Origin of the sequence: Enterococcus sp. DIV2384 (assembly GCF_050534975.1) — a bacterium.
GTDB classification, from domain to species: Bacteria; Bacillota; Bacilli; order Lactobacillales; family Enterococcaceae; genus Enterococcus; species Enterococcus faecalis.
Genome location: NZ_CP172905.1, coordinates 2,203,980 through 2,230,171, shown reverse-complemented (window position 1 = coordinate 2,230,171; position 26,192 = coordinate 2,203,980). Strand labels below are relative to the sequence as shown.

24 protein-coding genes and 1 other annotated feature are annotated in these 26,192 nt (G+C 37.5%); of the genes, 15 read left to right on the top strand and 9 right to left on the bottom strand.

The window, feature by feature from the left end; genetic code table 11:
- Positions 1-58: 58 nt before the first annotated feature.
- The gene (locus tag IGK54_RS10635) at positions 59-781 is read right to left on the bottom strand and encodes a MurR/RpiR family transcriptional regulator (RefSeq protein WP_142957380.1); all 723 of its coding nucleotides are present in this window, start codon (positions 779-781) and stop codon (positions 59-61) included.
- 77 nt (positions 782-858) lie between these two features.
- Between IGK54_RS10635 and IGK54_RS10630 the strand changes: the two genes are divergently transcribed.
- From IGK54_RS10630 to IGK54_RS10620, 3 genes are read left to right on the top strand one after another with little or no spacing between them, the layout of a single operon-like run.
- A complete protein-coding gene (locus tag IGK54_RS10630; RefSeq protein WP_142957382.1) occupies positions 859-2,487 on the top strand; it encodes a peptide ABC transporter substrate-binding protein in 1,629 nt (542 codons plus the stop codon).
- A gap of 13 nt (positions 2,488-2,500) precedes the next feature.
- Positions 2,501-3,604, top strand: a complete 1,104-nt coding sequence (locus tag IGK54_RS10625) for a M42 family metallopeptidase (protein WP_002356417.1) — start codon at positions 2,501-2,503, stop codon at positions 3,602-3,604.
- Positions 3,601-4,446, top strand: a complete 846-nt coding sequence (locus tag IGK54_RS10620) for a M55 family metallopeptidase (RefSeq protein WP_142957386.1) — start codon at positions 3,601-3,603, stop codon at positions 4,444-4,446. The genes IGK54_RS10625 and IGK54_RS10620 overlap by 4 nt, the downstream gene beginning before the upstream one ends.
- 64 nt (positions 4,447-4,510) lie before the next feature.
- On the opposite strand, the gene sdaAA is transcribed toward IGK54_RS10620, so the two are convergent.
- Both sdaAA and sdaAB read right to left on the bottom strand, forming a co-directional pair.
- Positions 4,511-5,383 carry an L-serine ammonia-lyase, iron-sulfur-dependent, subunit alpha gene (sdaAA, locus tag IGK54_RS10615; protein ID WP_002367199.1) on the bottom strand — a complete coding sequence of 291 codons (873 nt, stop codon included), beginning with the start codon at positions 5,381-5,383 and terminating at the stop codon, positions 4,511-4,513.
- Positions 5,384-5,405: 22 nt separating this feature from the next.
- On the bottom strand, positions 5,406-6,074 hold the full coding sequence (gene sdaAB, locus IGK54_RS10610; protein WP_002414070.1) for an L-serine ammonia-lyase, iron-sulfur-dependent subunit beta: 669 nt from the start codon (positions 6,072-6,074) through the stop codon (positions 5,406-5,408).
- 375 nt (positions 6,075-6,449) lie between these two features.
- On the opposite strand from sdaAB, the gene lsa(A) reads away from it, so the two are divergent.
- The 5 genes from lsa(A) (at position 6,450) to rplL (ending at position 10,546) form a co-directional block, all read left to right on the top strand.
- Positions 6,450-7,946, top strand: coding sequence for an ABC-F type ribosomal protection protein Lsa(A) (gene lsa(A) / locus IGK54_RS10605; RefSeq protein WP_142957388.1), 1,497 nt, complete (start codon positions 6,450-6,452; stop codon positions 7,944-7,946).
- A gap of 122 nt (positions 7,947-8,068) precedes the next feature.
- A complete protein-coding gene (gene rplK, locus IGK54_RS10600; RefSeq protein ID WP_002356424.1) occupies positions 8,069-8,491 on the top strand; it encodes a 50S ribosomal protein L11 in 423 nt (140 codons plus the stop codon).
- 111 nt (positions 8,492-8,602) lie between these two features.
- Positions 8,603-9,292, top strand: a complete 690-nt coding sequence (rplA, locus tag IGK54_RS10595; RefSeq protein WP_002356425.1) for a 50S ribosomal protein L1 — start codon at positions 8,603-8,605, stop codon at positions 9,290-9,292.
- Between the two features lie 62 nt (positions 9,293-9,354).
- Positions 9,355-9,484, top strand: a sequence feature (ribosomal protein L10 leader region).
- 130 nt (positions 9,485-9,614) lie between these two features.
- The gene (gene rplJ / locus IGK54_RS10590; protein WP_002356426.1) at positions 9,615-10,115 is read left to right on the top strand and encodes a 50S ribosomal protein L10; all 501 of its coding nucleotides are present in this window, start codon (positions 9,615-9,617) and stop codon (positions 10,113-10,115) included.
- Positions 10,116-10,177: 62 nt separating this feature from the next.
- On the top strand, positions 10,178-10,546 hold the full coding sequence (gene rplL, locus IGK54_RS10585; protein ID WP_002356427.1) for a 50S ribosomal protein L7/L12: 369 nt from the start codon (positions 10,178-10,180) through the stop codon (positions 10,544-10,546).
- Between the two features lie 249 nt (positions 10,547-10,795).
- Here rplL and IGK54_RS10580 read toward each other — a convergent pair whose 3' ends face one another.
- Together IGK54_RS10580 and IGK54_RS10575 are read right to left on the bottom strand one after the other, a co-directional pair.
- Complete coding sequence (locus tag IGK54_RS10580; protein WP_161970836.1) at positions 10,796-11,668, bottom strand: LPXTG cell wall anchor domain-containing protein; 873 nt, start codon at positions 11,666-11,668, stop codon at positions 10,796-10,798.
- Positions 11,669-11,987: 319 nt separating this feature from the next.
- A complete protein-coding gene (locus tag IGK54_RS10575; protein WP_002356429.1) occupies positions 11,988-12,818 on the bottom strand; it encodes an AraC family transcriptional regulator in 831 nt (276 codons plus the stop codon).
- A 148-nt stretch (positions 12,819-12,966) separates the two neighbouring features.
- On the opposite strand from IGK54_RS10575, the gene IGK54_RS10570 reads away from it, so the two are divergent.
- From IGK54_RS10570 to IGK54_RS10560, 3 genes are all read left to right on the top strand, one after another.
- Positions 12,967-14,466 (top strand): amino acid permease, encoded by a 1,500-nt coding sequence (locus tag IGK54_RS10570; RefSeq protein ID WP_430602972.1) that lies wholly within the window; start codon positions 12,967-12,969, stop codon positions 14,464-14,466.
- Positions 14,399-17,521 carry a beta-galactosidase subunit alpha gene (gene ebgA, locus IGK54_RS10565; RefSeq protein ID WP_241408210.1) on the top strand — a complete coding sequence of 1,041 codons (3,123 nt, stop codon included), beginning with the start codon at positions 14,399-14,401 and terminating at the stop codon, positions 17,519-17,521. Before IGK54_RS10570 ends, ebgA begins: the two co-directional genes overlap by 68 nt.
- A 179-nt stretch (positions 17,522-17,700) precedes the next feature.
- Entirely contained in the window at positions 17,701-17,949 is a 249-nt protein-coding gene (locus IGK54_RS10560; protein ID WP_002356434.1) for a GlsB/YeaQ/YmgE family stress response membrane protein, read from the top strand.
- A gap of 71 nt (positions 17,950-18,020) precedes the next feature.
- Here the strand turns inward: IGK54_RS10560 and rlmD are convergent, their stop codons facing one another.
- Positions 18,021-19,391, bottom strand: coding sequence for a 23S rRNA (uracil(1939)-C(5))-methyltransferase RlmD (rlmD, locus tag IGK54_RS10555; RefSeq protein ID WP_010825479.1), 1,371 nt, complete (start codon positions 19,389-19,391; stop codon positions 18,021-18,023).
- 131 nt (positions 19,392-19,522) lie between these two features.
- Between rlmD and recX the strand changes: the two genes are divergently transcribed.
- The 4 genes from recX (at position 19,523) to IGK54_RS10535 (ending at position 23,425) form a co-directional block, all read left to right on the top strand.
- Positions 19,523-20,323, top strand: coding sequence for a recombination regulator RecX (gene recX / locus IGK54_RS10550; RefSeq protein WP_002356439.1), 801 nt, complete (start codon positions 19,523-19,525; stop codon positions 20,321-20,323).
- Entirely contained in the window at positions 20,313-21,497 is a 1,185-nt protein-coding gene (gene mutY / locus IGK54_RS10545) for an A/G-specific adenine glycosylase (protein WP_010825478.1), read from the top strand. The genes recX and mutY overlap by 11 nt, the downstream gene beginning before the upstream one ends.
- A 180-nt stretch (positions 21,498-21,677) precedes the next feature.
- Positions 21,678-22,802 (top strand): LCP family protein, encoded by a 1,125-nt coding sequence (locus IGK54_RS10540; protein WP_002368824.1) that lies wholly within the window; start codon positions 21,678-21,680, stop codon positions 22,800-22,802.
- A gap of 137 nt (positions 22,803-22,939) precedes the next feature.
- The gene (locus tag IGK54_RS10535; RefSeq protein WP_002356444.1) at positions 22,940-23,425 is read left to right on the top strand and encodes a hypothetical protein; all 486 of its coding nucleotides are present in this window, start codon (positions 22,940-22,942) and stop codon (positions 23,423-23,425) included.
- Between the two features lie 44 nt (positions 23,426-23,469).
- Here the strand turns inward: IGK54_RS10535 and IGK54_RS10530 are convergent, their stop codons facing one another.
- The 3 genes from IGK54_RS10530 to IGK54_RS10520 all read right to left on the bottom strand — a co-directional run bounded on the left by IGK54_RS10530 (position 23,470) and on the right by IGK54_RS10520 (position 26,182).
- Entirely contained in the window at positions 23,470-23,994 is a 525-nt protein-coding gene (locus tag IGK54_RS10530) for a GNAT family N-acetyltransferase (RefSeq protein WP_002394127.1), read from the bottom strand.
- Positions 23,995-24,010: 16 nt separating this feature from the next.
- The gene (locus IGK54_RS10525) at positions 24,011-24,850 is read right to left on the bottom strand and encodes an NUDIX domain-containing protein (protein ID WP_002384084.1); all 840 of its coding nucleotides are present in this window, start codon (positions 24,848-24,850) and stop codon (positions 24,011-24,013) included.
- Positions 24,851-24,994: 144 nt separating this feature from the next.
- On the bottom strand, positions 24,995-26,182 hold the full coding sequence (locus tag IGK54_RS10520; protein ID WP_002356447.1) for a toxic anion resistance protein: 1,188 nt from the start codon (positions 26,180-26,182) through the stop codon (positions 24,995-24,997).
- Positions 26,183-26,192: the final 10 nt, after the last annotated feature.

The following is a 26,192-nucleotide window of genomic DNA, read 5'->3' as shown; positions in this document are numbered from 1 at the left end:
GTGCCTTTTTCTATACTTTGGCTAGCGAAATAGCTTTTTTCAGCTATAATAAATAAAATTATTTATTTTTAGGAGATATTGGAATGGAATCCTCATGATTTAAATAAGCACAAATCAAGACTTCAAAGGTGATTAATGTTTGGCCAAAAAACATTTGTGGCTGAGCGACACTTGTTGAAAACGGGCTGTAAGAGTCAGTTGAAAAAACGAGATCTGCCAGTCGACCAAGAGTTGAATTTTTGGCGCCAACAAAAGAAATGATAGGATGTTTTTTCTCTTTTGCAAGCAGAGCTGTTTCTTTTAAGTATTTTTCTTCACCAGAGTGTGAAAGGATGATAAAAAGAAAATTCTGATTATTTTGACTATTTATCGAATGAGTATGGGCTGTTGTGATGCTGGGGATGCCATGAAAATTGAAAACTTCACTAATGTAAGCCGCCAAATATCGTGAAAAGTCATGACCTAAAATAACAAATAAATGACTCTTGTGTTTGGCAAGCAGTCGACAAAACTCGTTGGTTGTTTCAAATGAAGGTGCTGTTTCAAAAGGGATTGGCTGAGAAAAATGGGCTTCTTTTAATTTGTAAATAAGTTCATTATAACCTGATAAATTTAATTTTTTGGCTAAACGAATGATGGAACTAGGCGAAGAAAAGCAGTGTTTGGCAACTTCTCGAATACTCAAATCGGCCGCGTTCGTACTTTGTTGATCCAAATAATACAAAATCTGACTTTCTGTTTTCGTTAAATGATACGTTTCTTTTAAGTAATCTAAGTTCATGAACAAACCTCCTTTATCAGATTATAAATAATTTTGTGGGAAAAAGGTATCAAAAAATAAAAAAATGAGGTGTTTTTATGAAAAGGGCAACAAAGCAAAGGCTGTCTTTGGCAGCAATCATGGTTTTACTTCTCTCGGGCTGTGGAAGTGTTGGGAAAGAAACCAAAAAGCAAGAACAACAGGTATTACGGGTCGGGATTGATTCGGAATTATCAACGGCAGACGTGTCGTTGGCAATGGATAATACCGCAGCAGATGTAATGAGTCAAGTAGGAGAGGGACTTTTCTCCTTTGACGAAAAAGGAGAAGCGAAACCAGCATTGGCAACTGAAAAAGTACAGCCCTCCAATGATGGTTTAAGCTATACTTTTACGATTCGAAAAGATGCAAAATGGAGTAACGGCGAGCCAATCACAGCCAATGATTTTGAATATTCTTGGAAGCGCACAGTGGACCCAAAAACAGCTTCCCCGCAAGCGTATTATTTTGAAGGGCTAAAAAATTATCGTGCTATTGTTGACGGTGGCAAATCTAAAGAAGAGCTAGGGGTAACAGCCATTGATGACCATACCTTGGAAGTAGAGCTGAGCTATCCTATGAGTTATTTTCAACAGTTATTGGCGGTGCCAGCTTTTTATCCTTTAAATGAAGCATTTGTTGAAAAAACGGGCAAAAACTATGGTACATCAGCTGAGTCAACACTTTACAATGGCGCCTTCACATTAGAAGGTTGGGATGGCACGAATAATACTTGGTCCTATGTGAAGAACAAAAATTATTGGGATCAAGCGAATGTTTCGCTAGATAAGGTGGATGTCCAAGTCGTTAAAGAAGTCAATACTGGGAAAAATCTTTTCGAAGGGAAAGAATTAGATGTTGTAAAAATTTCTGGAGAAATTGTTGCACAAGAAGAAGGCAATGCAGCTTTGAAAATTCGTGAAATTCCTGGAACGTATTATATCCAATTAAATACGCAAAAAGATCTTTTGGCAAATAAGAATGCACGTCGAGCGATAGCATTATCATTGAATTCTGAACGTTTAGCTAAAAATGTTTTAAATGATGGCTCAAAAAAAGCACTTGGCTTCGTGCCAACAGGTTTCACTAATCAAGAAACGCAAAAAGATTTTGCAGAGGAATTAGGAGATTTAAATCCTAGTGAACCAGAAAAAGCGAAAGAGTTATGGCAAACGGCTAAAAAAGAATTAGGAATTGAAAAAGCGGAGCTAACGATTTTAAGTTCGGATACAGAAAATGCTAAAAAAATCAGTGAGTATGTTCAAGGAGCTTTAGCAGATAATTTAGAAAATTTAACAGTCAATGTTTCGCCAGTTCCTTTTAATAATCGTTTAGAAAAAAGTCGCAGCGGAGATTTCGACATTGTGGTTGGTGGCTGGACGCCAGTATATGCTGATCCAATCGATTTCTTAAACCTATTGCAATCAAAAAATTCCAATAATTTTGGTAAATGGTCTAATAAGACCTTCGATCAGTTGCTTCAAGAAGCAAACGTAACTTATGCAAATAAATATGAAGAACGTTGGAAAACATTACAAAAAGCGGATCAATTGGTTGCGGAAGAAGCACCCCTAGTTCCTCTTTATCAATTAACAGAAGCACGCTTAGTGGACGATTCTGTCCAAAATTTAGTCTATGGTCCATTAGGTTCAGGCTATTACAAATCAGTCTCTATCAGTGACAAGTAAAGGTTGGGAAAAAATGAAAAAAAGTCAAGCTGTTCAATTAATTCAGGAACTTTCAAATGCTAATGGTGTTTCAGGCTTTGAAACAGAAGTCGTTAGAATCCTTCAACACGCAACTGCAGATTTTACTATTCAACGGCTAGATGCCATTAAAAATTTATATCTTGAGAAGAAAAATAATCTAAGTGAAGGTCCAGTAGTGCTTTTTGATGCTCATAGTGACGAAGTGGGTTTTATGATTCAAGCAATTAAAGAAAACGGCTTGTTGCGTTTTCTTCCGTTAGGTGGTTGGGTCCCAAATACGATTTCTGCACAAAAAGTTCGGATTCGTAACCGGGAAGGTACCTATCTGCCAGGCGTAGTTACTAGTCGGCCCCCTCATTTTATGACACCAGAGGAACGTCAGCGGCCGTTAACCATTGCTGATTTGACGATCGACATTGGTGCTACCTCAAAAGAAGAAGTAATTGAAACGTACAAAATCGATCTTGGTGCACCGGTCATTCCAGATGTGACGTGTTGTTACAACGAACAGACAGATCTTTTTTTAGGAAAAGCTTTTGATTGTCGCATTGGCTGTGCTTGCTTAGTGGACGTCATGGAGGAGTTGAAAGAAGAGACACTTCCATTCAAGTTAGTTGCGACAGTAACTGCACAAGAAGAAGTTGGCGAAAGAGGAGCACTTATTGCCGCAAAACAAGTCAATCCTGATTTAGCTATTGTTTTCGAAGGCTGCCCGGCTGATGATACGGCAGAAACGCCAGAGATGATTCAATCAGCAATGGGAAAAGGACCGATGTTACGCTATTTTGATGTTTCTATGATTACGAATCCAGAATTTCAAGAGTATGCACTAGAGATTGCTAAAATACACAAAATTCCTGTTCAAGTTTCTGTTCGAAGTGGTGGTGGAACCAATGGCATGGCGATTACACAAGTTCAAGGAGCCCCGACGATTGTTGTAGGAATTCCTGTCCGTTACGCTCACACACCCCATTGCTATGTGGACTTTCAAGATTACCAAGCGGCGAAAGAATTAGTCATTCAATTAATCAAAAATTTAGATGCTGACAAAATTCAAGCACTGGTTCAGCCATTGTCAAAGGAGTGGAACAAATGAAGATTTATGTATCATGCGATATTGAAGGATTAGCAGGTATTGCGACATTTGATATGGAAAAAGAAGACACCGTTTTATTCCGAGAATTATATCACCAACATGTGGCTTGGTTGATTGAAGGGATTCAAAAGAGTGCCAAAAATGAACAAATTACAGAAATTACTATTGCCGATTCGCATAGCCGTGGATTGAATTTAGCTTATGCGCGCTTGGCAGAAATGGATGAACGAATTTCCTTAGTGAGCGGCTTTCCTCGCATGGATTATATGATGAGTGGCTTGGATAGTAGCTATGATGTGGTCTTTTTCTTAGGTTATCATGTCGGTATTGGTAAACAAAAAGGGAATATGGATCATGGGTATAGCGCTAGTGTTGCTTATGATTTAAAAATAAACGACTTAGCGATGAATGAAACGACAATTAATGCAGCTTACGCTAGCGAATTAGGTGTCCCTGTTGGTTTAATTATCGGTGAATCAGGCTTAGAGGAACAACTTTTTCAAGAAAAAATGATGCCCGAAGTTCCCTTTGTTTCCACCAAAGAATCTCTGGGACGTTATGCAATCAAAAATAGACCCATGCAACAAGTTCGGGAAGCTATCGTAGCAACTACAAGTCAGGTGTTAACTTCCTTTGCGTTGTCTGAATTATCCCGATATGCCTTGCAAACACCTGCAACTGTAAAATTGCAATGTGTGACGACAGCACAAGCAGATCGTATTGAAATGTTACCAATGATTAAACGCATTGATGGTAGAACCGTTTCATTTGTGGGTGAAACGATGAAAGATGTCATGAATGGAATTGTCGCTGTGGTTGGTTTAGGCGGAACAAGTTATTAAAGAAGAAGCTTACGGAAAAAACGAATGGACGTTTTTTTCTGTAAGCTTCTTGCTATAGTTATTTCTATTTTTGTTTCTCTAGAATTTCTTTGCTTAAACGTTGTGCAGTTGGTGTCACCGCAAGACCGCCTTCAGCGGTTTCCTTGAAAATTTGTGGCATTTGGCGACCCACTTGGTACATTGCGTGGATGACTTCATCTGGTGGAATGACACTTCGGATCCCCGCTAAAGCCATGTCAGCTGAGATGAAGGCTTGAGAAGAACCTAATGCATTTCGCTTCACGCAAGGAACTTCAACAAGTCCCGCAACAGGATCACAAATGAGGCCCATCATATTTTTTATCGTAATGGCCACAGCTTGAGCAGATTGATCAGGCGTACCGCCAGAAGCCGCAACTAAAGCGGCACTGGCCATTGCACTAGCAGAACCGACTTCAGCTTGACAACCACCTTCGGCACCACTGATTGAGGCATTGTTGGCAATCACTAAGCCAAAAGCCCCAGCTGTAAATAGAAAATCCAATTGTTGCTGATGCGTTAACTTTAAGCGATCAATAACTGCCAACAAGACGCCAGAAACTACTCCGGCACTGCCTGCGGTTGGTGTAGCACAAATCAAGCCCATTTTTGCATTAACTTCATTAACAGCAATCGCATTTCGCACGGCTTGTAAAATGGTCTCACCGCTTAAAAAGTTGCCTGAATGTATGTAATCATTTAAGCGGGTTGCATCGCCACCAGTTAGCCCTGTTACTGAGGTAACACCAGCGATTCCTTCAGCGACGGATTGTTTCATAACGGCTAGATTTTTTTCCATTGTTTCAATAATTCGTTCACGAGAATACCCGCCATGAGCCATTTCTGTTGCAATCATTAATTCGCTCACAGAAGGGTACTCTTTCGCTTGAGCTACCAAATCTTCAATTGAATAAAACATCGTATTACTCCTTTACGTTCATTTAGTCAAAATAGTTGACGCTATATATATGAGGGATTTCAGCTAATTGCATGACAATGTCACCGACTTCGGCTTGATCAACTTCAATAATCATAATCGCTTTTTCCCCTTTAGATTCTCGGGTAACGGTCATTGTACTAATATTGATATCGCTAGCTGAAAGGATGTTGGTCACCTTAGCAATCATGCCAGGAACATCTTGATGGACAACGATAAATGTTGGCGTGCCCATACTTAAAGACAATTTGAAGCCATTTAATTCAGAAATTTGAATGTTTCCACCACCAATTGAAATTCCTGTCACAGATAGTTTTCGGTCGCCAGAAGAAACCACAATTTTAACGGAATTAGGGTGGTCTGCTTTTTCACTTTTAGGAATAAAACAAACTTCCATTCCTTGTTCATAAGCAATTTCCAAAGAATTGGCTAATTGCTCATCATCTGGTTCCATACCTAAAAGGCCGCCAACTAAGGCGATATCTGTTCCGTGACCACGATAAGTTTTGGCAAAAGACTCATATAAATAAATGTCAACGCTATCAGGTTGCTGTCCAAAAATACTCCGAACCACTTTTCCAATTCTTGCCGCTCCAGCTGTATGAGAACTGCTTGGACCAATCATAACGGGTCCGATAATATCAAAAACACTATTAAAGCGTAACTCTTCCATTTCAGCACCTTCTTCATTAGAATATGTTTTCATTGGAAGTCTAACACAAAAAATGGCGGGGAACTAGGCAATCGCTTGTGTTTTAGCGAATAATTTAAATTTTTATCAGAATGAAAGCAAGGGGCCTTCGTTGACAAATCAGTGAAGAGATGCTAAATTCTAGATAATAAAAGACGAAAAGAGGGATTCGTGCGTTGAAAATTTAAGTTAATTTTTTAGAGAAACTGTATAACTTTGCCTGAATATAACGGGTGGAGTGTGCGGATTTTCGGAAATTAGCTTAAAGAATTCAGCCACGGGTCTTTTTGTATACCTTGGATTGATGCCGCTGATTTCCGTAAAGCTGCATCAATTTTGCTTTATGGAGGTATATTTATGTCGAAAATTGAACTAAAACAACTATCTTTTGCCTATGATAATCAAGAAGTATTGCTTTTTGATCAGGCAAATATCACGATGGATACCAATTGGAAATTAGGATTGATTGGCCGCAATGGCCGTGGGAAAACAACCTTATTAAGATTGTTACAAAAGCAGTTGGATTACCAAGGAGAGATTCTTCATCAAGTCGATTTCGTCTATTTTCCACAAACAGTTGCAGAAGAACAACAGCTCACTTATTATGTCTTACAAGAGGTGACTTCTTTTGAACAGTGGGAATTAGAACGAGAATTAACGCTTTTAAACGTTGATCCTGAAGTTTTATGGCGTCCCTTTTCTTCTTTATCAGGCGGCGAAAAGACGAAAGTTTTATTAGGTCTTCTTTTTATTGAAGAAAATGCCTTTCCTTTAATTGACGAGCCAACAAATCACTTAGATCTAGCTGGCAGACAACAAGTGGCTGAATATTTGAAGAAAAAGAAACACGGGTTTATTTTAGTCAGCCACGATCGGGCATTTGTTGATGAAGTGGTTGATCATATTTTGGCGATTGAAAAAAGTCAATTGACACTGTACCAAGGGGATTTTTCTATTTATGAAGAGCAAAAAAAATTAAGAGATGCTTTTGAACTAGCAGAAAATGAAAAAATCAAAAAAGAAGTCAATCGCTTGAAAGAAACCGCTCGTAAAAAAGCGGAATGGTCGATGAACCGTGAAGGTGATAAGTACGGCAATGCTAAAGAAAAAGGAAGCGGGGCGATTTTTGATACAGGAGCCATTGGTGCCCGGGCAGCGCGCGTAATGAAGCGCTCGAAACACATTCAACAACGTGCCGAAACACAATTAGCAGAAAAAGAAAAACTATTAAAAGATCTTGAGTATATTGATCCTTTGTCAATGGATTATCAGCCAACGCATCACAAAACATTATTGACGGTGGAAGAGCTTTGTCTAGGCTACGAGAAAAATTGGCTATTTGCGCCAATTTCTTTTTCAATAAACGCAGGAGAAATTGTTGGAATAACAGGAAAAAATGGCTCAGGAAAATCGAGCTTGATTCAGTATTTATTGGATAATTTTTCTGGGGATTCAGAAGGCGAAGCCACTTTGGCTCACCAATTAACCATTTCTTATGTGCGCCAAGATTATGAAGACAATCAAGGAACTTTATCCGAATTTGCAGAGAAAAATCAGTTAGATTACACCCAATTTTTAAATAACTTACGAAAACTTGGGATGGAGCGTGCCGTTTTCACTAATCGAATTGAACAAATGAGTATGGGGCAACGGAAAAAAGTCGAAGTAGCCAAATCATTGTCTCAATCAGCTGAACTTTATATTTGGGATGAACCCCTTAATTACTTGGATGTGTTTAATCATCAACAATTAGAAGCGCTAATCTTATCTGTGAAGCCTGCAATGCTAGTGATTGAGCATGATGCGCATTTCATGAAGAAAATAACGGATAAAAAAATTGTCTTGAAATCATAAAAACATCTTGAAAAAGTAAAGGGAATCCTGTATAGTAATAGGGTATGTTTTAAATGTACGTTGAGTGGGAGGGGAAATCTCAACCCCATTAACCACGCACGAGAACTTAAGGAGGTATTTTCGTGGCTAAAAAAGTAGAAAAAATCGTTAAATTACAAATTCCTGCGGGGAAAGCAACACCAGCTCCACCAGTAGGTCCAGCGTTAGGTCAAGCAGGTATCAACATCATGGGATTCACTAAAGAATTCAATGCTCGTACAGCTGACCAAGCAGGCTTGATTATTCCAGTAGTAATCTCTGTATATGAAGATCGTTCATTTACATTCATTACTAAAACACCACCTGCTGCAGTCTTATTGAAAAAAGCTGCAAAAATCGAAAAAGGTTCAGGTGAACCAAACAAAACTAAAGTTGCAACAGTTTCAAGCGATCAAGTGAAAGAAATCGCTGAACTTAAAATGGCAGACCTAAACGCCGCTGACGTTGAAGCAGCAATGCGCATGGTTGCAGGAACTGCACGAAGCATGGGTATCATCGTAGAATAATTTTTATTCCACACTTACTCAAAGAAGTAGCTTCTCAGTTCGTTTCATATTTAAAGATATGAAAGACGTGGGAGGTACAACCGTTATAACCACAATCAAGGAGGAAACAAAATGGCTAAAAAGAGCAAAAAAATGCAAGAAGCATTGAAAAAAGTTGATGCTACAAAAGCTTACTCAGTTGAAGAAGCAGTAGCTTTAGCAAAAGATACAAACATCGCGAAATTTGACGCAACAGTTGAAGTTGCTTACAAATTGAACGTTGACCCTAAAAAAGCAGACCAACAAATCCGTGGAGCAGTTGTGCTTCCAAACGGAACTGGTAAAACACAAACTGTTTTAGTATTCGCTAAAGGCGAAAAAGCTAAAGAAGCTGAAGCTGCTGGTGCAGATTTCGTAGGCGACGACGACATGGTTGCAAAAATCCAAGGTGGATGGTTCGACTTTGACGTAGTTGTTGCGACTCCTGACATGATGGCTACAGTTGGTAAATTAGGCCGTGTCTTAGGACCAAAAGGTTTAATGCCAAACCCTAAAACTGGTACTGTAACAATGGACGTTACAAAAGCTGTTGAAGAAGTTAAAGCTGGTAAAGTAACTTACCGCGTTGACAAAGCTGGTAACATCCACGTACCAATCGGTAAAGTTTCATTTGATAACGAAAAATTGGTTGAAAACTTCAACACAATTAACGACGTATTATTGAAAGCTAAACCATCAACTGCTAAAGGTCAATACATCAAAAACATTTCAGTAACAACAACATTTGGACCTGGAATCCACGTTGACCAAGCTTCTTTCTAATTTGAAAGAAAATAATTAAAAAATTCTTGACTCACTCACTTACCCTATGGTAAAGTGAGTGAGGTTAATAATTAACTGTACCGAAGACAGTAGGTGACGCAAGTCTTAATTTCCTACCGAGGACAATTGTTGAGTTATATACAATTCGGTCCCTCTATGTCTACGGTGGCATGGAGTTTTGTTGTTTTACACGACTTTTTGAAAAAAAGCCGATGTAAAGCAATACTTGGCGAACGAAGTGAGCGAAGTTTCATTTGATTCTTCTACTTTACATATCGTAAACCAAGTCCAACTCCACCATCAAAATCAGGAGGTGAAATAAATGAGTGAAGCAGCAATCGCTAAAAAAGAAACCCTAGTTCAAGCAGCCGCTGAGAAATTTGAATCAGCAGCATCAGTTGTAATCGTGGACTACCGTGGTTTAACAGTTGAAGAAGTCACTAACTTACGTAAACAATTACGTGATGCAGGCGTAGAAATGAAAGTCATCAAAAACTCAATCCTTTCTCGTGCAGCTAAAAAAGTTGGTTTAGACGGCTTAGACGAAGTCTTTACAGGCCCAACTGCTGTCGCATTCAGCAACGACGATGTAGTAGCACCAGCTAAAATCATCGACGAATTTGCTAAAGATGCAAAAGCATTAGAAATCAAAGGTGGCGTCATCGAAGGAAAAGTTTCTTCAGTGGAACAAATTACTGCGTTGGCAAAACTACCAAACCGCGAAGGTTTACTATCTATGCTATTATCTGTATTACAAGCGCCAGTCCGCAACGTGGCTTACGCTGTCAAAGCAGTGGCAGAGAAAAACGAAGAAGTTGCTTAATTGCAGTCTAATTCAAACAAATAAAAAACAAACAATTTTAATTTAAATGGAGGAAATTCAAAATGGCATTAAACATTGAAAACATCGTTGCTGAGTTAGAAACAGCAACTATCTTAGAACTAAGCGAATTAGTTAAAGCTATCGAAGAAAAATTTGACGTATCAGCAGCAGCTCCTGTAGCAGTAGCTGGACCAGCAGCAGGTGGAGCAGCAGAAGAACAAACTGAATTCACTGTTGAATTAACAGCAGCTGGCGATCAAAAAGTTAAAGTTATCAAAGCAGTTCGTGAAGCAACTGGCTTAGGCTTGAAAGAAGCTAAAGCTGTAGTTGATGGCGCTCCTGCACCAGTTAAAGAAGCTGTTTCTAAAGAAGAAGCAGAAGCTTTAAAAGCTGCTTTAGAAGAAGTTGGCGCTTCAGTAACAGTAAAATAATTCATTCAACTTTTGAATGTTCGAGAACCCTTGTGTTGCAAGGGTTCTTTTTTATTAAGCTTTTAAATGGTGGTAAAGTTAGTGAATTGATTGTCAAAATAATCTTTTCGTTTAATAAAGATAAGTATTCATAGCTAAAGAGAAAATCCAGAGGATCTTAACCTCTGGATTTGGTAATTTCTATAAGTTCTCGTTACCAATATTATTTGATAAAAAGCAAATTATTTAAATAATGATTGAATAGTAGGTCTATTTCTTTTTATTTTTTATAATGAATATACTAACTAAAGATAGTAAGATGATTCCAATGATAGTAAATAAAACTGATTTTTTTTCGCCAGTACTGGGAAATATCCCCTTTTTGTGCTCGGTTGAACTTGATGTAGTAGCTTTCTTCGAACTGCTCGTAGTTGTTTGTAATGTAGATTCTGTATTAGTAGTATCCGAAGAAACACTTTCAGCACTTTGATTAATTGACGTATAATCGTTTGCTTTTATTTTATCTGCCATTGATGCTAAACCATAATCACCACGGACATCAGATGGGTAATTTTGGTTAGCGTAGTCTACCTTGACTTGATTAATTAAATCGACGAGTGTTTGATCGCTTAAATTATTTACAACATCACTATTTAAATCATATACATAAATTAACGAAAGTCGAATTTGAGGTAAATAATTTTTTAAGTCATCAATCGTTAATGTTGAGTAATCTGTAGAGTAGGAGTCCTCTGGGATAGGTTTCTCACCATATAATTTAGTAATCATTCTCGCTGTTCCACTGATGTCTTGGTTTACAAAATGAAACGAAACTTTTTTTGCGTAGTCCAGTTCGTCATCAGATAAACGATTTATCAAGGTTTCTGTTAAACCATACATACCTACGTAATTAAGAAGTGTTTGACGAAGCGATGGAAGTTCCTCGTTTTCAGCTGTAAGTGCTGTTGAATCAGTTGAAGCATTAATTGTTGTTGCTGAAGTTTCTTGAGTTAAAGAAGTAAATGTTGACTTTTCCACAGAAGCTTCATTAGCCGAATCTTCTGCCCATACATTAGAAACTGATAGTGTGGTAATCGAAACAAAACAAAAGAGTCCTAAAAACATTTTTTTCATTTTAATCATTCCTTTCGTTACCTATTGTAACATTTTTGAAATATTTTTGTAACAATTAAATATTAAGAAAAGCTTAAGAATATATACTAGGTGATAAAAAATATAAATTTTAAACTATTAATCTATCAAAAATACGATCCGTAGAGACTATTACATTAGTGTCAAAATATTTCAAAGGTGTTGGCTAAAGAAGTACTGTATTCGCTTAATGGTAGTTTCGAGTAAATTAGTCATTATATAAAAGATTGACAAGTATGCTGCATAGCGAAAACTTCGTCAATCTTTTAAAAGGATAAAAATACAGATTTAAGAATAATGACAATTTATTTTAAGTCAAAAACTGTTGACGATATTGTCGAGGTGTCATCTCTTTTTTCTGGAAGAAAAATTTTGAAAAATAAGAAGGTGAAGAAAAACCTGCTTCAAAACTGATTTCCGTGATGGTTAAGGAACTTTTTCTTAACAGAGAACAGGCTTTTTGCAATTTTAAGTTTTGTACATAAATACTAGGATTTGTTTGTTCATAACGCTGAAATAGCTTAAATAAATAGCTACGATCAATGTTATACTCAGAAGCTAATTGACTAATTGAAAGATTGTTTGAAAAATTTTCGTGAATAGCCATTTTAATTTGGTTAAATAATTGTTGGCTTTGGTTTTCGTGCTGTGTAACGGAATGATGCTCTAGATAATTCAACAATTGAAAGCTTTCACTTAAACTGCCAAAATGATTATGTTTCTTCGCTTCTTGGTAAATATTTTTAAATAAACTTTCTAATTTCTTATCAACAGTTCCTTTTAAAATACAATTTTCGGTAGTCAGGCCTATTTTTTCTAAATACTGAGACGAAAGATCTCCAACAAAACCGACCCAATGATAGGTCCAAGGATTTTGCCGATTAGGATAATAAATATTGCGACAATTGGCTGGAATCATAAACAAATCGCCAGCGGTAATGTGTTGTTTTTCCATAAAGGGTGTTGAAAAATAACCTTCACCATCGCTACAATAATGCAAAACCCAATAATTAATGGGGGCAAACTCAGTTGGTTTTGTCGGGCGGCATTTTTCATAGCCAGCTTCATAAAGATGAAATTCTTGGCTAATAGGTTGATCATTAATCAGGATGCTGACATTATTTGTAAAAACATTTTGCATGCTATCACCTCTTTATAAGAGTATGTAAAGGCTTTCTAAAAGTCAACATCTTTACAAGAAATAGGCAACATTTTTTATTTTTAAAAAACTGTAAGCGTTTTACAATGTGTGAGTACTAATTAATTTGATAAAGAGAGGATGTAGTAAAATGGCAACACATTCACGGGAACGATTAGGTTCTGTCGCATTGATGCTCATGACTTTTTCAGCGGTTTTTGCCTTTCCCAGCATTGTTAACAACAGTATTCAGATTGGCCTAGCAACTATTCCAGGCTATTTATTCGGCTCTATTTTTTACTTTTTACCATTTATTCTAATGATTGCAGAATTTGCTTCTGCTAATTCTGAGAATGAGTCAGGTGTTCACAGTTGGTTGGAATCTGTGTTAGGACCTAAATGGGCATTTTTAGGCGCTTGGTCATATTTCTTTGTCAACTTGTTTTTCTTCTGTTCATTACTACCGAATACATTGATTTATGGTTCATACGCTTTTTTAGGTCAAAACGTTTTTCAAGGAAACCATAGTACTAAAATAATTGCAGTGATTTCTATTCTGTTATTTTGGTTAATGACATGGGTTTGTATTAAAGGGGTCTCGTGGATTTCGAAAGTGACTAGCTTAGCGGGTGGTGCACGTTTATTTATGGGCGTAGCTTTTGTGGTTTTAGCCTTTGTCGTCGTGTTTGGTTTTGGCAATGAACCAGCACAAGAGTTTACCACGACGTCAATTATGCCAACTTTTAATTGGACTTTTTTCATGACGATGGCGTGGATTTTACAAGCTGTTGGCGGTGGTGAAAGTATCGGTGTATATATTAAGGATGTTAAAGGCGGCAATAAAACGTTTGTCCGCACGATGATTGGTGCAACGATTGCGGTCGGTATCATGTATATTCTTGGTGCCGTTGCTGTAGGTTTGGTAGTGCCAACGGATGTCTTAAAAGGAAATTTTTCAAATGGTATTTTTGATATCTTTAAAATTTTAGGTACGTATTTCCATATTCCCGCAGCAATGATGGTGCGCTTAGTAGGAATTATCTTATTTGTCGGAAGTCTTGGTTCTTTGGCTCTGTGGACGGCAGCACCAGTTAAAGTATTTTTCTCAGAAATTCCTGATGGGGTCTTCGGTAAGTGGCTAGTGAAAACGAACGAAGAGGGAAATCCAACCAATGCTTTGTTAGTTCAAGGAATTATTGTGACGATTTTAGTTTCCATTCCAGCACTAGGAATTGGAAATATGGATAGCTTTTTAGAAACGTTAATTAATATGACAGCTTCTACGTCATTAGTGCCTGTCTTGTTCTTGTTAATCGCCTATATTGGGCTTCGTTGGAAAAAAGAAACAATGCCGAGAAGTTTCCGCTTTGGTAATCGAACCTTTGGCTTAATTGCGGGGATTTTCTTATTAGCCATTTTTATCTTTGTATTCTTTATGTCAACTGTGCCGGATCCAAAATTAATCATGGAAGAAATCAATGGCACGTTACCGAAAGGAACCGCTAGTCCACTGGGCATGTTGACGTATAACATCATTGGTTTAATTGTTTTTATGGGCTTTGCTTGGATTTGTTGGAAACGGTATGAAACAAAAGAAAAAAATGAAGTTGGTAAAGGAGAAATGGATTATGAAGACTTGGGAAAATTATAAAGTAGATAGTATTAATCGGTTGCTTGGACGAGCACACTTTTCGAGCTTTCCCTCGAAAGAAACAGCGTTACTAAATGAAAATAAATATACACAAGCATACAAAAATTTAAACGGACGCTGGCATTTTCTTTTTTTAGAAGCGCCAGAATACAGCCCAGAAAACTTTTTTGCGACGGACTTTGATACAAGCCAAATGGATCAAATCACTGTTCCTGGAAATTGGCAAGTCCAAGGATATGGCAAAATGCATTACTCTGATTTATGGTACAATTTTCCCATTAATCCGCCGTATGTACCAACAGAAAACCCAACAGGTATTTACAAACGGACATTTGCTATAGATGAAACATTTCACGATAAAAAAATCATTTTACGTTTTTGTGGCGTAGATTCAGCTTATCATGTTTGGGTGAACGGCCATGAAGTTGGCTACAGTAAAGGTGCACGAAATGAAGCAGAATTTGACATTACGCCTTACGCTAAAATTGGTGAAACAAATGATTTAACGGTGCGAGTCTATCAATGGTCAGATGGTACGTATTTAGAGGATCAAGATATGTGGTGGTTAAGTGGTATTTTTCGTGATGTTGAATTACTCGGTGTACCAGAAAATGGGCTGGAAGATTTCTTTATTATTTCCGATTTAGATGATTCGTATCAAAATGGCCACTTGGCAATTACGGGTAAATTTTGGCAAGGCAAAGGACAACAAGTTCAATTGGAGTTGATGGATCAGCAGGGAAAAACGGTTCTTAAAGAGACTGTCGCAGGAAATCAAGGTAAGGTTGAATTTTCAGCAAGTTTACCGTCTGTCACTGCTTGGTCAGCTGAAAAACCATACTTGTATCAACTATTTATCACTGTTTTTTCTGAAGGGGAAGTCGTCGAAGTTATTCCGCAAAAAGTTGGTTTCAGAAATATTCATGTATCTGGTGAGACTTTCTTAGTCAATGGTGTGGCCATTAAACTAAAAGGAATGAATCGTCATGATTATAATCCGAAAAATGGTCGAGTGGTTAGTCGTAAAGAAATTGAAAAAGATATTCGTTTAATGAAACAATTTAATATTAATGCCATTCGAACCAGCCATTATCCAGCATCTGCTTATTTCTATGATTTATGCGATGAATATGGAATGTATGTGATTGATGAAACTGATTTGGAATGTCACGGCTTTGAATTAACCGGAGAATATGATTGGATTAGCAACGATCCAGAATGGGAAACGGCTTATGTTTCTCGGATGGTACGGATGATTCAACGGGATAAAAACCATCCATCAATTCTCTTTTGGTCGTTAGGAAATGAATCTGCGTTTGGTCATAACTTTATTGAAATGGCCCGTATTGCCAAAGAAATGGATCCAACACGTTTAGTTCATTATGAAGGTGATTTTGAGGCAGAGGTCACGGATGTCTATTCTACAATGTATACGTGGTTGGAACACCCAACTAGAGAATTACTGATGAATACGATTATTGAAAATTCAAAAAAACCGCATATTTTATGTGAATATTGTCATGCGATGGGGAATGGCCCTGGGAATTTAAAAGAATACCAAGAGCTATTTTATGCTCATGATAAATTACAAGGTGGCTTTATTTGGGAATGGTTTGACCATGGCATTGAATCGGTAACAGATAACGGTGAAGTTTATTATCGTTATGGCGGCGATTTCGGCGATGATCCAAGTAACAAAGATTTTTGTATTGATGGGATGTTGATGCCTGACCGTACGCCATCTCCTAGCTTGTATGAATACAAAAAAGTCATTGAACCCATTACAACTAGCGCTATTGACGTTCTGTCAGGTGAATTCTCATTATTGAGTCGGTTTGACTTTGAAAACTTGGCTATCTTTAAGCTGGTTTATACAATTACTGAAGATCAAACAGTGATTCAATCAGGGACAGTAGCAGTGCCAGCAATTGCTGCTAGAGCAGAAGGAAGACTGCACTTACCTTATCATTTAGATTTTCCTAAAAAGGCAGGAGCCGCCTATTATTTAACTCTTTCATATCAATTGAAAGAAACGACCGCCTATGCATCTGCTGGTCATGAATTAGCTACCGCACAGTTTGAATTGCCAATTGCAACACCAGGGATTGAGATCACACCAGTTGGCTCGCTAATGGCAAAGGAAATTGGCCCTCATTTATACATTGAAGGACCAAACTTTTCAATTAATTTTGATAAAGTGAAGGGCGCCTTAACGAATGTGACACGAGATGGTAAAAAATTATTGCATAAAGGGCCGAAATTTACATTTTGGCGGGCACCAATCAGTAATGATATGGAAATTATTGATGAAATGAAGAAAAAATATTTCTTACATTTAGAGCATGAAATTGTCCGTTCTTTTGAGTGGAAAAAAGTTGATGATTTTATCCAAGTCATCGTAAAAACAATTAACGGAACGACTAACAGTGCTTGGCATTATCAATGTACCTATCAGTATTTAATTGCACCAAATGGCGAAATTTTCTTCGATTTAAAAGGTAGTCCTGCTGGTAAAATTGAAAATGCGCCAGATATGTTACCACGTTTGGGTGTGACTCTCCATTTAGACAAGTCTCTATCAGAAGTAAAATATTTCGGTAAAGGGCCGAGAGAAAACTATGTAGATTCACAAGAAGCTGGTTTACTTGGCGTTTATGATGCTACAGTGGCGGAAATGTTCACTAATTATGTTGTTCCACAAGCCAATGGTAACCACATGGCGACTAAATGGTCCGCATTCACGGATGATCGCGGCCAAGGGGTAGTAGCAACAGCGGCTGATTCATATAATTTTAGTGTTTCTTATTTTGAAGAACAAGCGCTAGATGTTGCTAAGCATACCAATGAATTACAAGAAAGTGAGTATGTTGTTTTAAATATTGATTACAAACAAAACGCCCTAGGTAGCTACTCTTGTGGCCAGTGGCAATTAGAAAAATACCGGACTACGTTTGAAGAATTCCAATTGGCATTCCGCTTAACACCTTTTAATAATAAAGAGATTCAAGCAGCGGATGTCGCACATGAACGAGTAAAACGACCAACAATTTCTTAAATAAAAGCTCAGAACAGTGCACGTCGGTCTCCTGTTCTGAGTTTTTTTAATGAAATTATCAGAAATTATTGCTTTTTTTCATGGAAACAAGCAAACTATTTTGTTATCTAATAAAAGTAGTCCATAATAGTATCATAGCGAATTATTCGCTAGATAAAGCATTTAGGAGGAATTATTTTATGCATACTTTATGGGTTTTAATCGTTGGTGCTGTTATCGGTGCTATCGCTGGCGCGCTTACAAGCAAAGGTCAATCAATGGGTTGGATTGCGAATATCGTTGCCGGTTTAGTTGGTTCATTTATCGGAGAAAAAATCTTAGGTAGCTGGGGTCCTCACGTAGCAGGTATGGCAATTGTGCCATCAATTATTGGGGCAGTAATTTTAGTTGCTGTGGTTTCATTCTTCTTCGGACGAAAAAATAGCTAATTAAGTAAATAATTGTTTAATTAGTTAAAGGCACCAAGTCTCACGAATTTCGTGAAACTTGGTGCCTTTTTTTATTTTCTCGTTAATTTTACGACAACTTCACAACGAGCGGTTTGTGGAAACATATCAACAGATTGTAAATAGTTTACTTGATATACTTTGGCTAATTGAACTAAATCACGTGCTAACGTGGATACATTACAAGAAATATACACCATTTTCTTAGGTGGTTGTTTCAAAAGGGCCGTTAATAATTTACGATCCAAACCAGTCCGTGGGGGATCAACTACAATGGCATCAGGTTTAAAGCCTTCTTTGAACCATTTAGGTAATAAGTCTTCAGCTGTTCCAACAGCATAATGTGTGTTCGTAACACCAAGTCGTTTTGCATTGAATCTAGCATCGTCAATTGCGGCGGGAATGGTATCCATACCACGAACTTGATGCGCTTGTTTCGCTAAACTTAAGCCAATGGTCCCGACGCCACAATAAGCATCAACAACAGTTTCGTTTGGTTGTAAATCTAAGGCCTTGATTCCTTCATTATATAAAACTTCCGTTTGTTCTGGATTCAATTGGAAAAATGCTCGCGGCGATAAATCAAAGACAACGTCGTTAATGTGTTCTTCAATGCTTTCTTTGCCCCATAAGTGAAGGGTATCATCACCCATTACTAGAGAGGTTTTTTTATTTTGGACATTTTGCATAATAGAAACAACTTCTGGTAATTGTTCATTAATTGCGCGAACCATTTTTTCTTTTTGTGGAAATTTCTGCGATTGTGTAATGAACACTACTTGGACTTCGCCAGTTTGGATGCCCACTCGAACCATTAATGTTCGAAAGATACCACTATTTTTACGTTCATCATAAATTGGTAATTGAAATTTATTCAATAAATCAACTAATGTATTCATCACCTTGGTTGTCGCAGGCTGTTGGACCAAACAGTTATCAATCGGTACTAATTGATGTGAATCAGCTTGATAGAGACCAGCTTCTACTTGGCCATCGATTTGGCGTAATTGGAATTGGGCTTTATTTCGATAATTCCAAGGATTCTCCATCCCAATTGTTTTTCGTAGTTCATAGTTTTGATAATTGGCTGGTTTAAATTTGTTAAGCGCCTGCTTTAATAAATCTTTTTTAAAGTCTAATTGTGCTTTGTAGGCTAAATGTTGTAGTTGGCAGCCGCCACATGTTTCATAGACAGGACAAGGAGGGACCACGCGATCTTTAGCAGCTTTTTTGACAGATTGAAGGATTCCTTCAGCAAATTTTGGTGTAACATTTGTGATCGTGGCAGTCACTTCTTCTTTCGGTAGCGCCCCAGGAACGAAAATAATTAATTTTTTATAATAGCCGATACCTTCGCCATTAATTCCTAATCGTTTAATTTTTAAAGAAATTTGTTGGCCTTTTTTTACTAGTTGTTGGGTCATATTCTTTCATCCTTTAGTCATCTCACATTTTTCACTTCCTCCCATTTTAGCACATTTTTATTTATTTGGCTTCCAAGGATTCTATGGTATAGTAGAATATATGTTCTGATTTAGAGGGGCAGGAGAATAAGATGACAACAATCACACGAATTAGTAAAGATAAAGGTGAATTTTATCTACTTTGGCTATCTTCAGGCGAAAAACTGCGTGTCTCGGAAGATATTTTAGTACGGCAGCGTCTGCTAAAAGGCCAAGAGTTATCAGATACTTTAATAGAAGAAATAAAAAAAGCCAGTTCTTATGATGTCGGGTTACAAATGGCGATGAATTACTTAAGCTATCAATTACGTTCAAAGAAAGAGATTTTTACTTATTTAAAAGAGAAAGAAATTGTACCTGAAGATCGAGTAAAAATCGTTCAACGTTTAGAAGAGCTGCGGTTGTTGGATGATGCAATTTTTAGTGAAAGTTACGTACGGACAGCTATGCGAACCAGTGATAAAGGACCACGAAATGTGGCACAACAATTAAAGCAAAAAGGTATTAGTGAAGAAGATATTCAGCATGGTTTGACCTTTTATACGTTAGATGAACAACTTAATGTTGCCACAGCAACTGCAGAAAAAGCCATGAAACGCTATCGAACTAAAAGTTTTAAAGATGCACTTCAGAAAACGCGTCTGCATCTGATGCAAAAGGGCTTTACAAATGAAATCATTGATCTAGCTTTGGAATCTTTAGCTTTTGAAAAGGACGAAGAACAAGAACAACAAGCGTTAAACAAGGAAGGCGAACGTTTATGGCGTGCTAATCAGCGATTTGATTTTTCTAAAAAAGTCCAAAAAGTCAAACAAAGCTTATTCCAAAAAGGGTTTGACTATGATTTGATTCAGCAATTTATTAGCGAAAAGGAAGTAGAACATGACGAATAAAGAGCCTTGGGAGGCGTGGAGTCCCGAAAAAGTTAGTTCATTCCAGGAAGATTTTTTAGCTTGGTATGAACGAGAAAAACGCAATTTACCTTGGCGAGCGAATACAGATGCATATCGTATTTGGATTTCTGAAATTATGCTACAACAAACTCGCGTAGATACAGTCATTGATTATTTTTATCGATTTATGGAATGGTTTCCGACGATTCAAGATTTAGCGGAAGCGCCAGATGATAAGTTGTTGAAAGCTTGGGAAGGGTTAGGTTACTATTCACGAGCGCGTAATTTAAAAGTGGCAGCACAACAGATTGTTTCAGAATTTGGTGGGAAAATGCCTGACACAATCGAAGATATTCGGAGTTTAAAAGGAATCGGCCCCTATACAGCTGGTGCGATTGGCAGTATTGCCTTTAATTTACCCGAACCAGCAATTGACGGTAACGTCATGCGGGTAGTGAGCCGTTTATTTGAAATTGATGCAGATATTGCAAAAGCGAGTAGTCGTAAAGTATTTGAAGCGGCGATGCTTAAAATCATCGATCGTGAGCGTCCAGGGGATTTTAATCAAGCCTTAATGGATCTAGGCTCAGCCGTCTGCACCCCAACTTCCCCTAAGTGTGAAAGCTGTCCGCTTCAGCAATATTGTGCGGCCTATCAGGCAGATAAAATGACCGCTTATCCAGTCAAATCAAAAAAAGTTAAGCCGAAAGATGTGTATTATGTCGGCACTATTATTGAAAATAAAAAGCAAGAATTTTTATTAGAACAACGACCTGAAACCGGTTTGTTAGCCAATATGTGGCTGTTTCCGATTGAAGAAATTAGCAAAAAACAATTTCAACAATTGCAAAAACTGGCGCAACCAGCAGAAACGGAAAAACAATTAACTTTAGAGTTAGAGCCTGTAACAGAGCATTTGGTCGGTGAAGAACCTGTCAACTTTTTTACGGACTATGAAACAGTTGTCTGGCAAAAACGTGCCTTAGGCGAAGTCGTTCATATTTTCAGTCATTTGAAATGGCATATCTTAGTCTTTTATGGCCGAAATACAGGCGAATTAGCCACACTAGAGTCGCAGCGATGGGTGGCAGCACAACAATTTTCGGACTATGTTTTTCCAAAACCACAGCAAAAAATGGTGGAATTGTTCAAAAAAGAACACAAAAATAAATAACAAAAAAGAGAGACTTTTAAACAAACAAGCCTCTCTTTTTTGTTTCCTCTAGGTTATACCCCTATATAAATTCTGCTATGTTTAGTTTTGAAGGGGACTGGTAAGATAGACTTGTCTCTTGTCTGCTTAGAGGAGTAGTAATGATGGTGGAGACTTTTCAAGAGAGAGGAAGTACAGCCAATGAGTAGGAAGCGAAAAATCAGCTTAATTAGTTTAGTCATCATTTTGTTTTTTGTCACAGTCGGCTCAGCATACTTTGCTGTAGCGGGTAGCTATTTAAAGAAAACAATTGATAAAGGCTATGTTCCCATAAAAAATGATTATACTGAAGCGCAAAATAAAGATAGTCAATCGTTTTTGGTCATGGGTCTAGACAATACAATTGAACGGAAATTAGGCACAACTAGGACTGATGCTATGATGGTGATTACCGTGAATAACAAGACGAAGAAAATAACCTATTTAAGTTTGCCACGGGATAGTTTTGTTCAAATTGATGCAAAAAATTACCAAGGGATGCAACGAATTGAAGCCGCCTATACCTACGATGGACCAACAGCTTCTGTTAACACAGTTGAGAAATTATTGAATATTCCAATCAATCATTACGTTGTGTTTAACTTTTTATCTTTTATTAAGTTAATTGATGCAGTTGGCGGCATAGATGTCAATGTCAAGCAGGCGTTTGATGGTGTCACCAAAGACGGGCCAGGATCCATTCATTTTGATGCAGGGAAACAGCATTTAGATGGTACGAAAGCTTTATCTTATGCCCGTGAAAGACATAGCGATAACGATATTATGCGTGGATTCCGACAACAAGAAATTATTCAAGCAGTTGAAGACAAGTTGAAATCTGGTCAATCAATCATGAAAATAATGGACATTATTGATTCGTTAAATGGAAACATTCAAACTGATGTGGATTCCAATGAATTGACTCATTTAGTCAAAGAAGGTTTGACTTGGACCAATTATGATAAACAACAGCTTTCTTTTGACTGGCGCACTTTTAGTAATGAAGGGCGCAGTATGGTTGAACTATATCCAGATAGTATTGAAAATGTCCGTCATCAATTACGTGTGTCTTTAAATTTAGAAAAGCCAGATGAACGAGATCAAGACGGCTATGTCTTCCATACGAACGGTGAATTTTTATATCAAAGTGATTATACCGTTCAAGATGAAGCAGCTGAGGAAAACGAAATGACTTCCATCAACGGCAATACGTATATTGGTGTTCCTGGCAATACACAGACTGGCCCGTTACCATCAGTTAAAACGGAAAATGGCTTTATAAAATAATTTATTTTCCAAGTATAGAAAATCCGAACATAACAGATTAAGTAATCCGCTTACTTATTATTCTTCTAAGGAAAAAACGAAGGATTTTAGCAAGGAAACAGCGTATCATTTGATATAAACCCAACATTCCCTTTATAATGAAAGTAACAAGCAAATTTTTGTTACTTAGAAGGGGAAGGGAGCAAGGAGTTATGTTTAGTTATACAGATACCATTTTGTCAATTATGCAAAGAATTGAAGTATACAACGAAATTTTCAAAGCCATCTCTAAAGAAGTTCAAGAATACGGTTGTAATCAGGCTGCACATCGGAGAGGCCGTGACACTTATATGTTTTGCCGAAATAATGTGAATCGTTTTTTTACAGAAGAAATGATGTTTCGTAAAAATTTAGAGCCGTATTATGATAAAGAAGCAACGAAAATCTTGCTAGAAGGATTAGATACGTATAAAGAAGGAGTATTTTTCTGGTTAGAGGCATTAAGTGAATCTTGCCAAGTGACAGATGAATTGAAATATCAATTAGGAATCCGCCAAAAAGAATCCTCTTATTTATTAATTAATCAAGCTTGTAAAGAAGCCTGTGAGGGCATTCAAAGCGCTCATAGTGTTCATAAGATGTAAAAAGTTAGGGATAGCTGTCAATGTGGCAGTTATCCCTAACTTTTTTATTTCAATATCATCTGATAAGCATAACGTTCGCCATCGTTAACATCTAAAATCACGTCACCTTGATAAACAAAGCCAGCTTTTTTAATCAGGTGCTGCATGGCGAAATTTTGTGGATGTGTATCGATTCGAATATCAGTAGCACCTTGCAAACGAGCGGCTGTAACCAGTGAGCGCAAAAGCACCAAAGCCAGTCCTTGACCTTGAAAGGAACTTTTTAGAGCAACACGATGAATTGCCGTATACGTAGTTTGAGAATGAGGTTGCCAAGAACCATTAAAAATCGCTTCATAAGCAGGATCAATCTCCGAACATAAAACACCAACGCCTGCCAAGGTATCCTCAACCATTAAAATATAGCAAGTTTGCTGGTCGATATCTTTTGCTAAAATTTCTTGATTCGGGCCATCGCCGTTTTGCCATTGGGGAATGCCACTTTTTTGTAAGGTGCGGCGTCCATCTTCAATGATAGCAAGGATGTCAGGCAAATCAGAAGGTTCTGCTTTTCTTAAGTAAACAGTCAAAAAATATTCCCTCCTCTTAGAAACCTGTTGTTGTTTTCAATTGGTAAATTTTTGAAGGGCGGCCAATGCCAACGGGACGTTCACCTAACTCTTCAAAATATTGTGTCATGGCTTTTTTAAAATTTGAATGGTCAATGCTGCGATAATCAACGCCGAGGAACTTCGCAAAAACTTTACGGGCTTCCGTAATGGTGAAATCTTTTCCTAAGACTTGAAGCACTTGCGGTTCATGTTCCATTTTATCAACAACACGATTAAACGCCTTAATTATAATTTCACTATGGTCGAAGGCTAATGTATCTTTACCAAGAGAGGCCGCTGTTTTCAAGTCTAAAGTAATTTCCACATCTTCATGAGATAACGTGATGTGTTGACCATGCCGTTCAAGATTGAACCAATGGACTTCTTTGGCATCGTCGCCAGCAATTAAAGGTTCTTCACCAATAAAAGCTAAATAGCTGACTGTCACGACCCAGCCACGAGGATCTCGATCTGGGCGACTAAAGCTGTGTAATTGTTCAATATTTTCTTGAGAAATCACCACACCAGTTTCCTCTTTTGTTTCTCTTAAAACACTATCTTCAGTAGATTCGTTACGATTAACAAAACCGCCAGGAAGCGCCCATGAGTTTCTAAAGGGGTGACCTTTACGTTGAATCAGTAAGACTTTTAATTGATCAGCTTCCTTGTTGTAACAAAGAAGAACCATATCAACGGTTAAAGAGGGTTTTTCATATTCAGGTAATTCTTGTTGATGATACCAAGTTAAAAACTCTGCTAAGCTAGCTTGGCGTTCATAATAATTTTTTTCTTCGGCTTTAGAAGCAAATTGTGGCACAATTGCTCCTCCTTTCAAAAAGAAACATGGTTTTCTTTTATTGTATCATTAAGTGGCTGAAATACAATATTCAAGCGTAAAAAGAAAAGCAAGCCTGGGACAAAAATCACTTTGGATTTTTGTCCCAGGCTTGTACTATAAGAAGTTTGTTCTAGACGTTATTTATTGTGTTAATTCTAATAATTTATTTTTCAAATCTTCTTCCATATGGCCAAGTTCGATTTCGGCAGCTTGGCGTTTTTCTTTTCCTTCTTGTTGAATACGTAATGTTTCTTGGATAGTTTCAATTAAATCATTTTGTGTTTTTTGTAATGTTTCAATATCGACTAGGCCACGTTCGTTTTCTTTTGCTGTTTCAATTGCAGAAATTTTTAGCATTTCTGAATTTTTCTTCAGTAAGTCATTGGTGGTTTCAGAGACTTGACGTTGAGCAGTCACAGCATCTTTTTGACGGAGTAAGGTCAAGGCGATGACTACTTGGTTTTTCCATAACGGAATCGCTGTATTCACCGATGATTGAATTTTCTCAGCCAAAGCTTGGTTAGTATTTTGAATTAAACGAATTTGTGGGGCTTGTTGAATCGTAATTTGACGAGCCAAGCGTAAATCATGGGTTCTTTTTTCTAAACGGTCTAGGAATTGGTTATAATCATTAACAATTTGGACATCCATTTGATCTCCAGATTCTTCCGCTTTTTTCATGGCTTCAGGAATAATTTGCGTCCGTAGTTCTTCTGCTTTTAATTCCCCAGCGGCAATATAGATGTTTAAGGCATCAAAATAATCTTTATTTTTTTGATACAATTGATCTAACATGGCATTATCTTTTAAAAGACCATCTTTTTCATGGGTTAATTTGACAGCAATTTTGTCAATTTGCGCACCAATTTTTTGATATTTGGCGGTAATTTCGTAAACGGATTGTTTGACTTTACCTAACATTTTTTGAATAAAGTTGCCTTCGCCAGCACGTAATTCATTGGGATTGGCTTCATTTAAACGAAACATTAAATCGGTCAGTGAATCACCAACAGGACCAATGTCTTGTGCTTGAACGTGGTTTAACATCGCTTGCGAAAATTCGCCAAGTTTGATTTGGGCATTTGAACCATAGGTAATTACTGCTTGTGAATCTTGGACGTCAATTTTTGAAGCTAACTCTTTTGCTTGGGCTTGACGTTCTTGTGGTAATTTATCAATTAAACGAGGAGCTGCTTGCTGTTCTTTTAACTCAGATAGTTCATTTTGTTGCGTTGGTGTTAGTTCATCCATTGATGAAAATGGATTACTTAATAAATCGTCCAATGTATTGGTTACAGATGTTGTTTCTTTGGGTTGTTGCTCAGTCATTTTTTTTTCC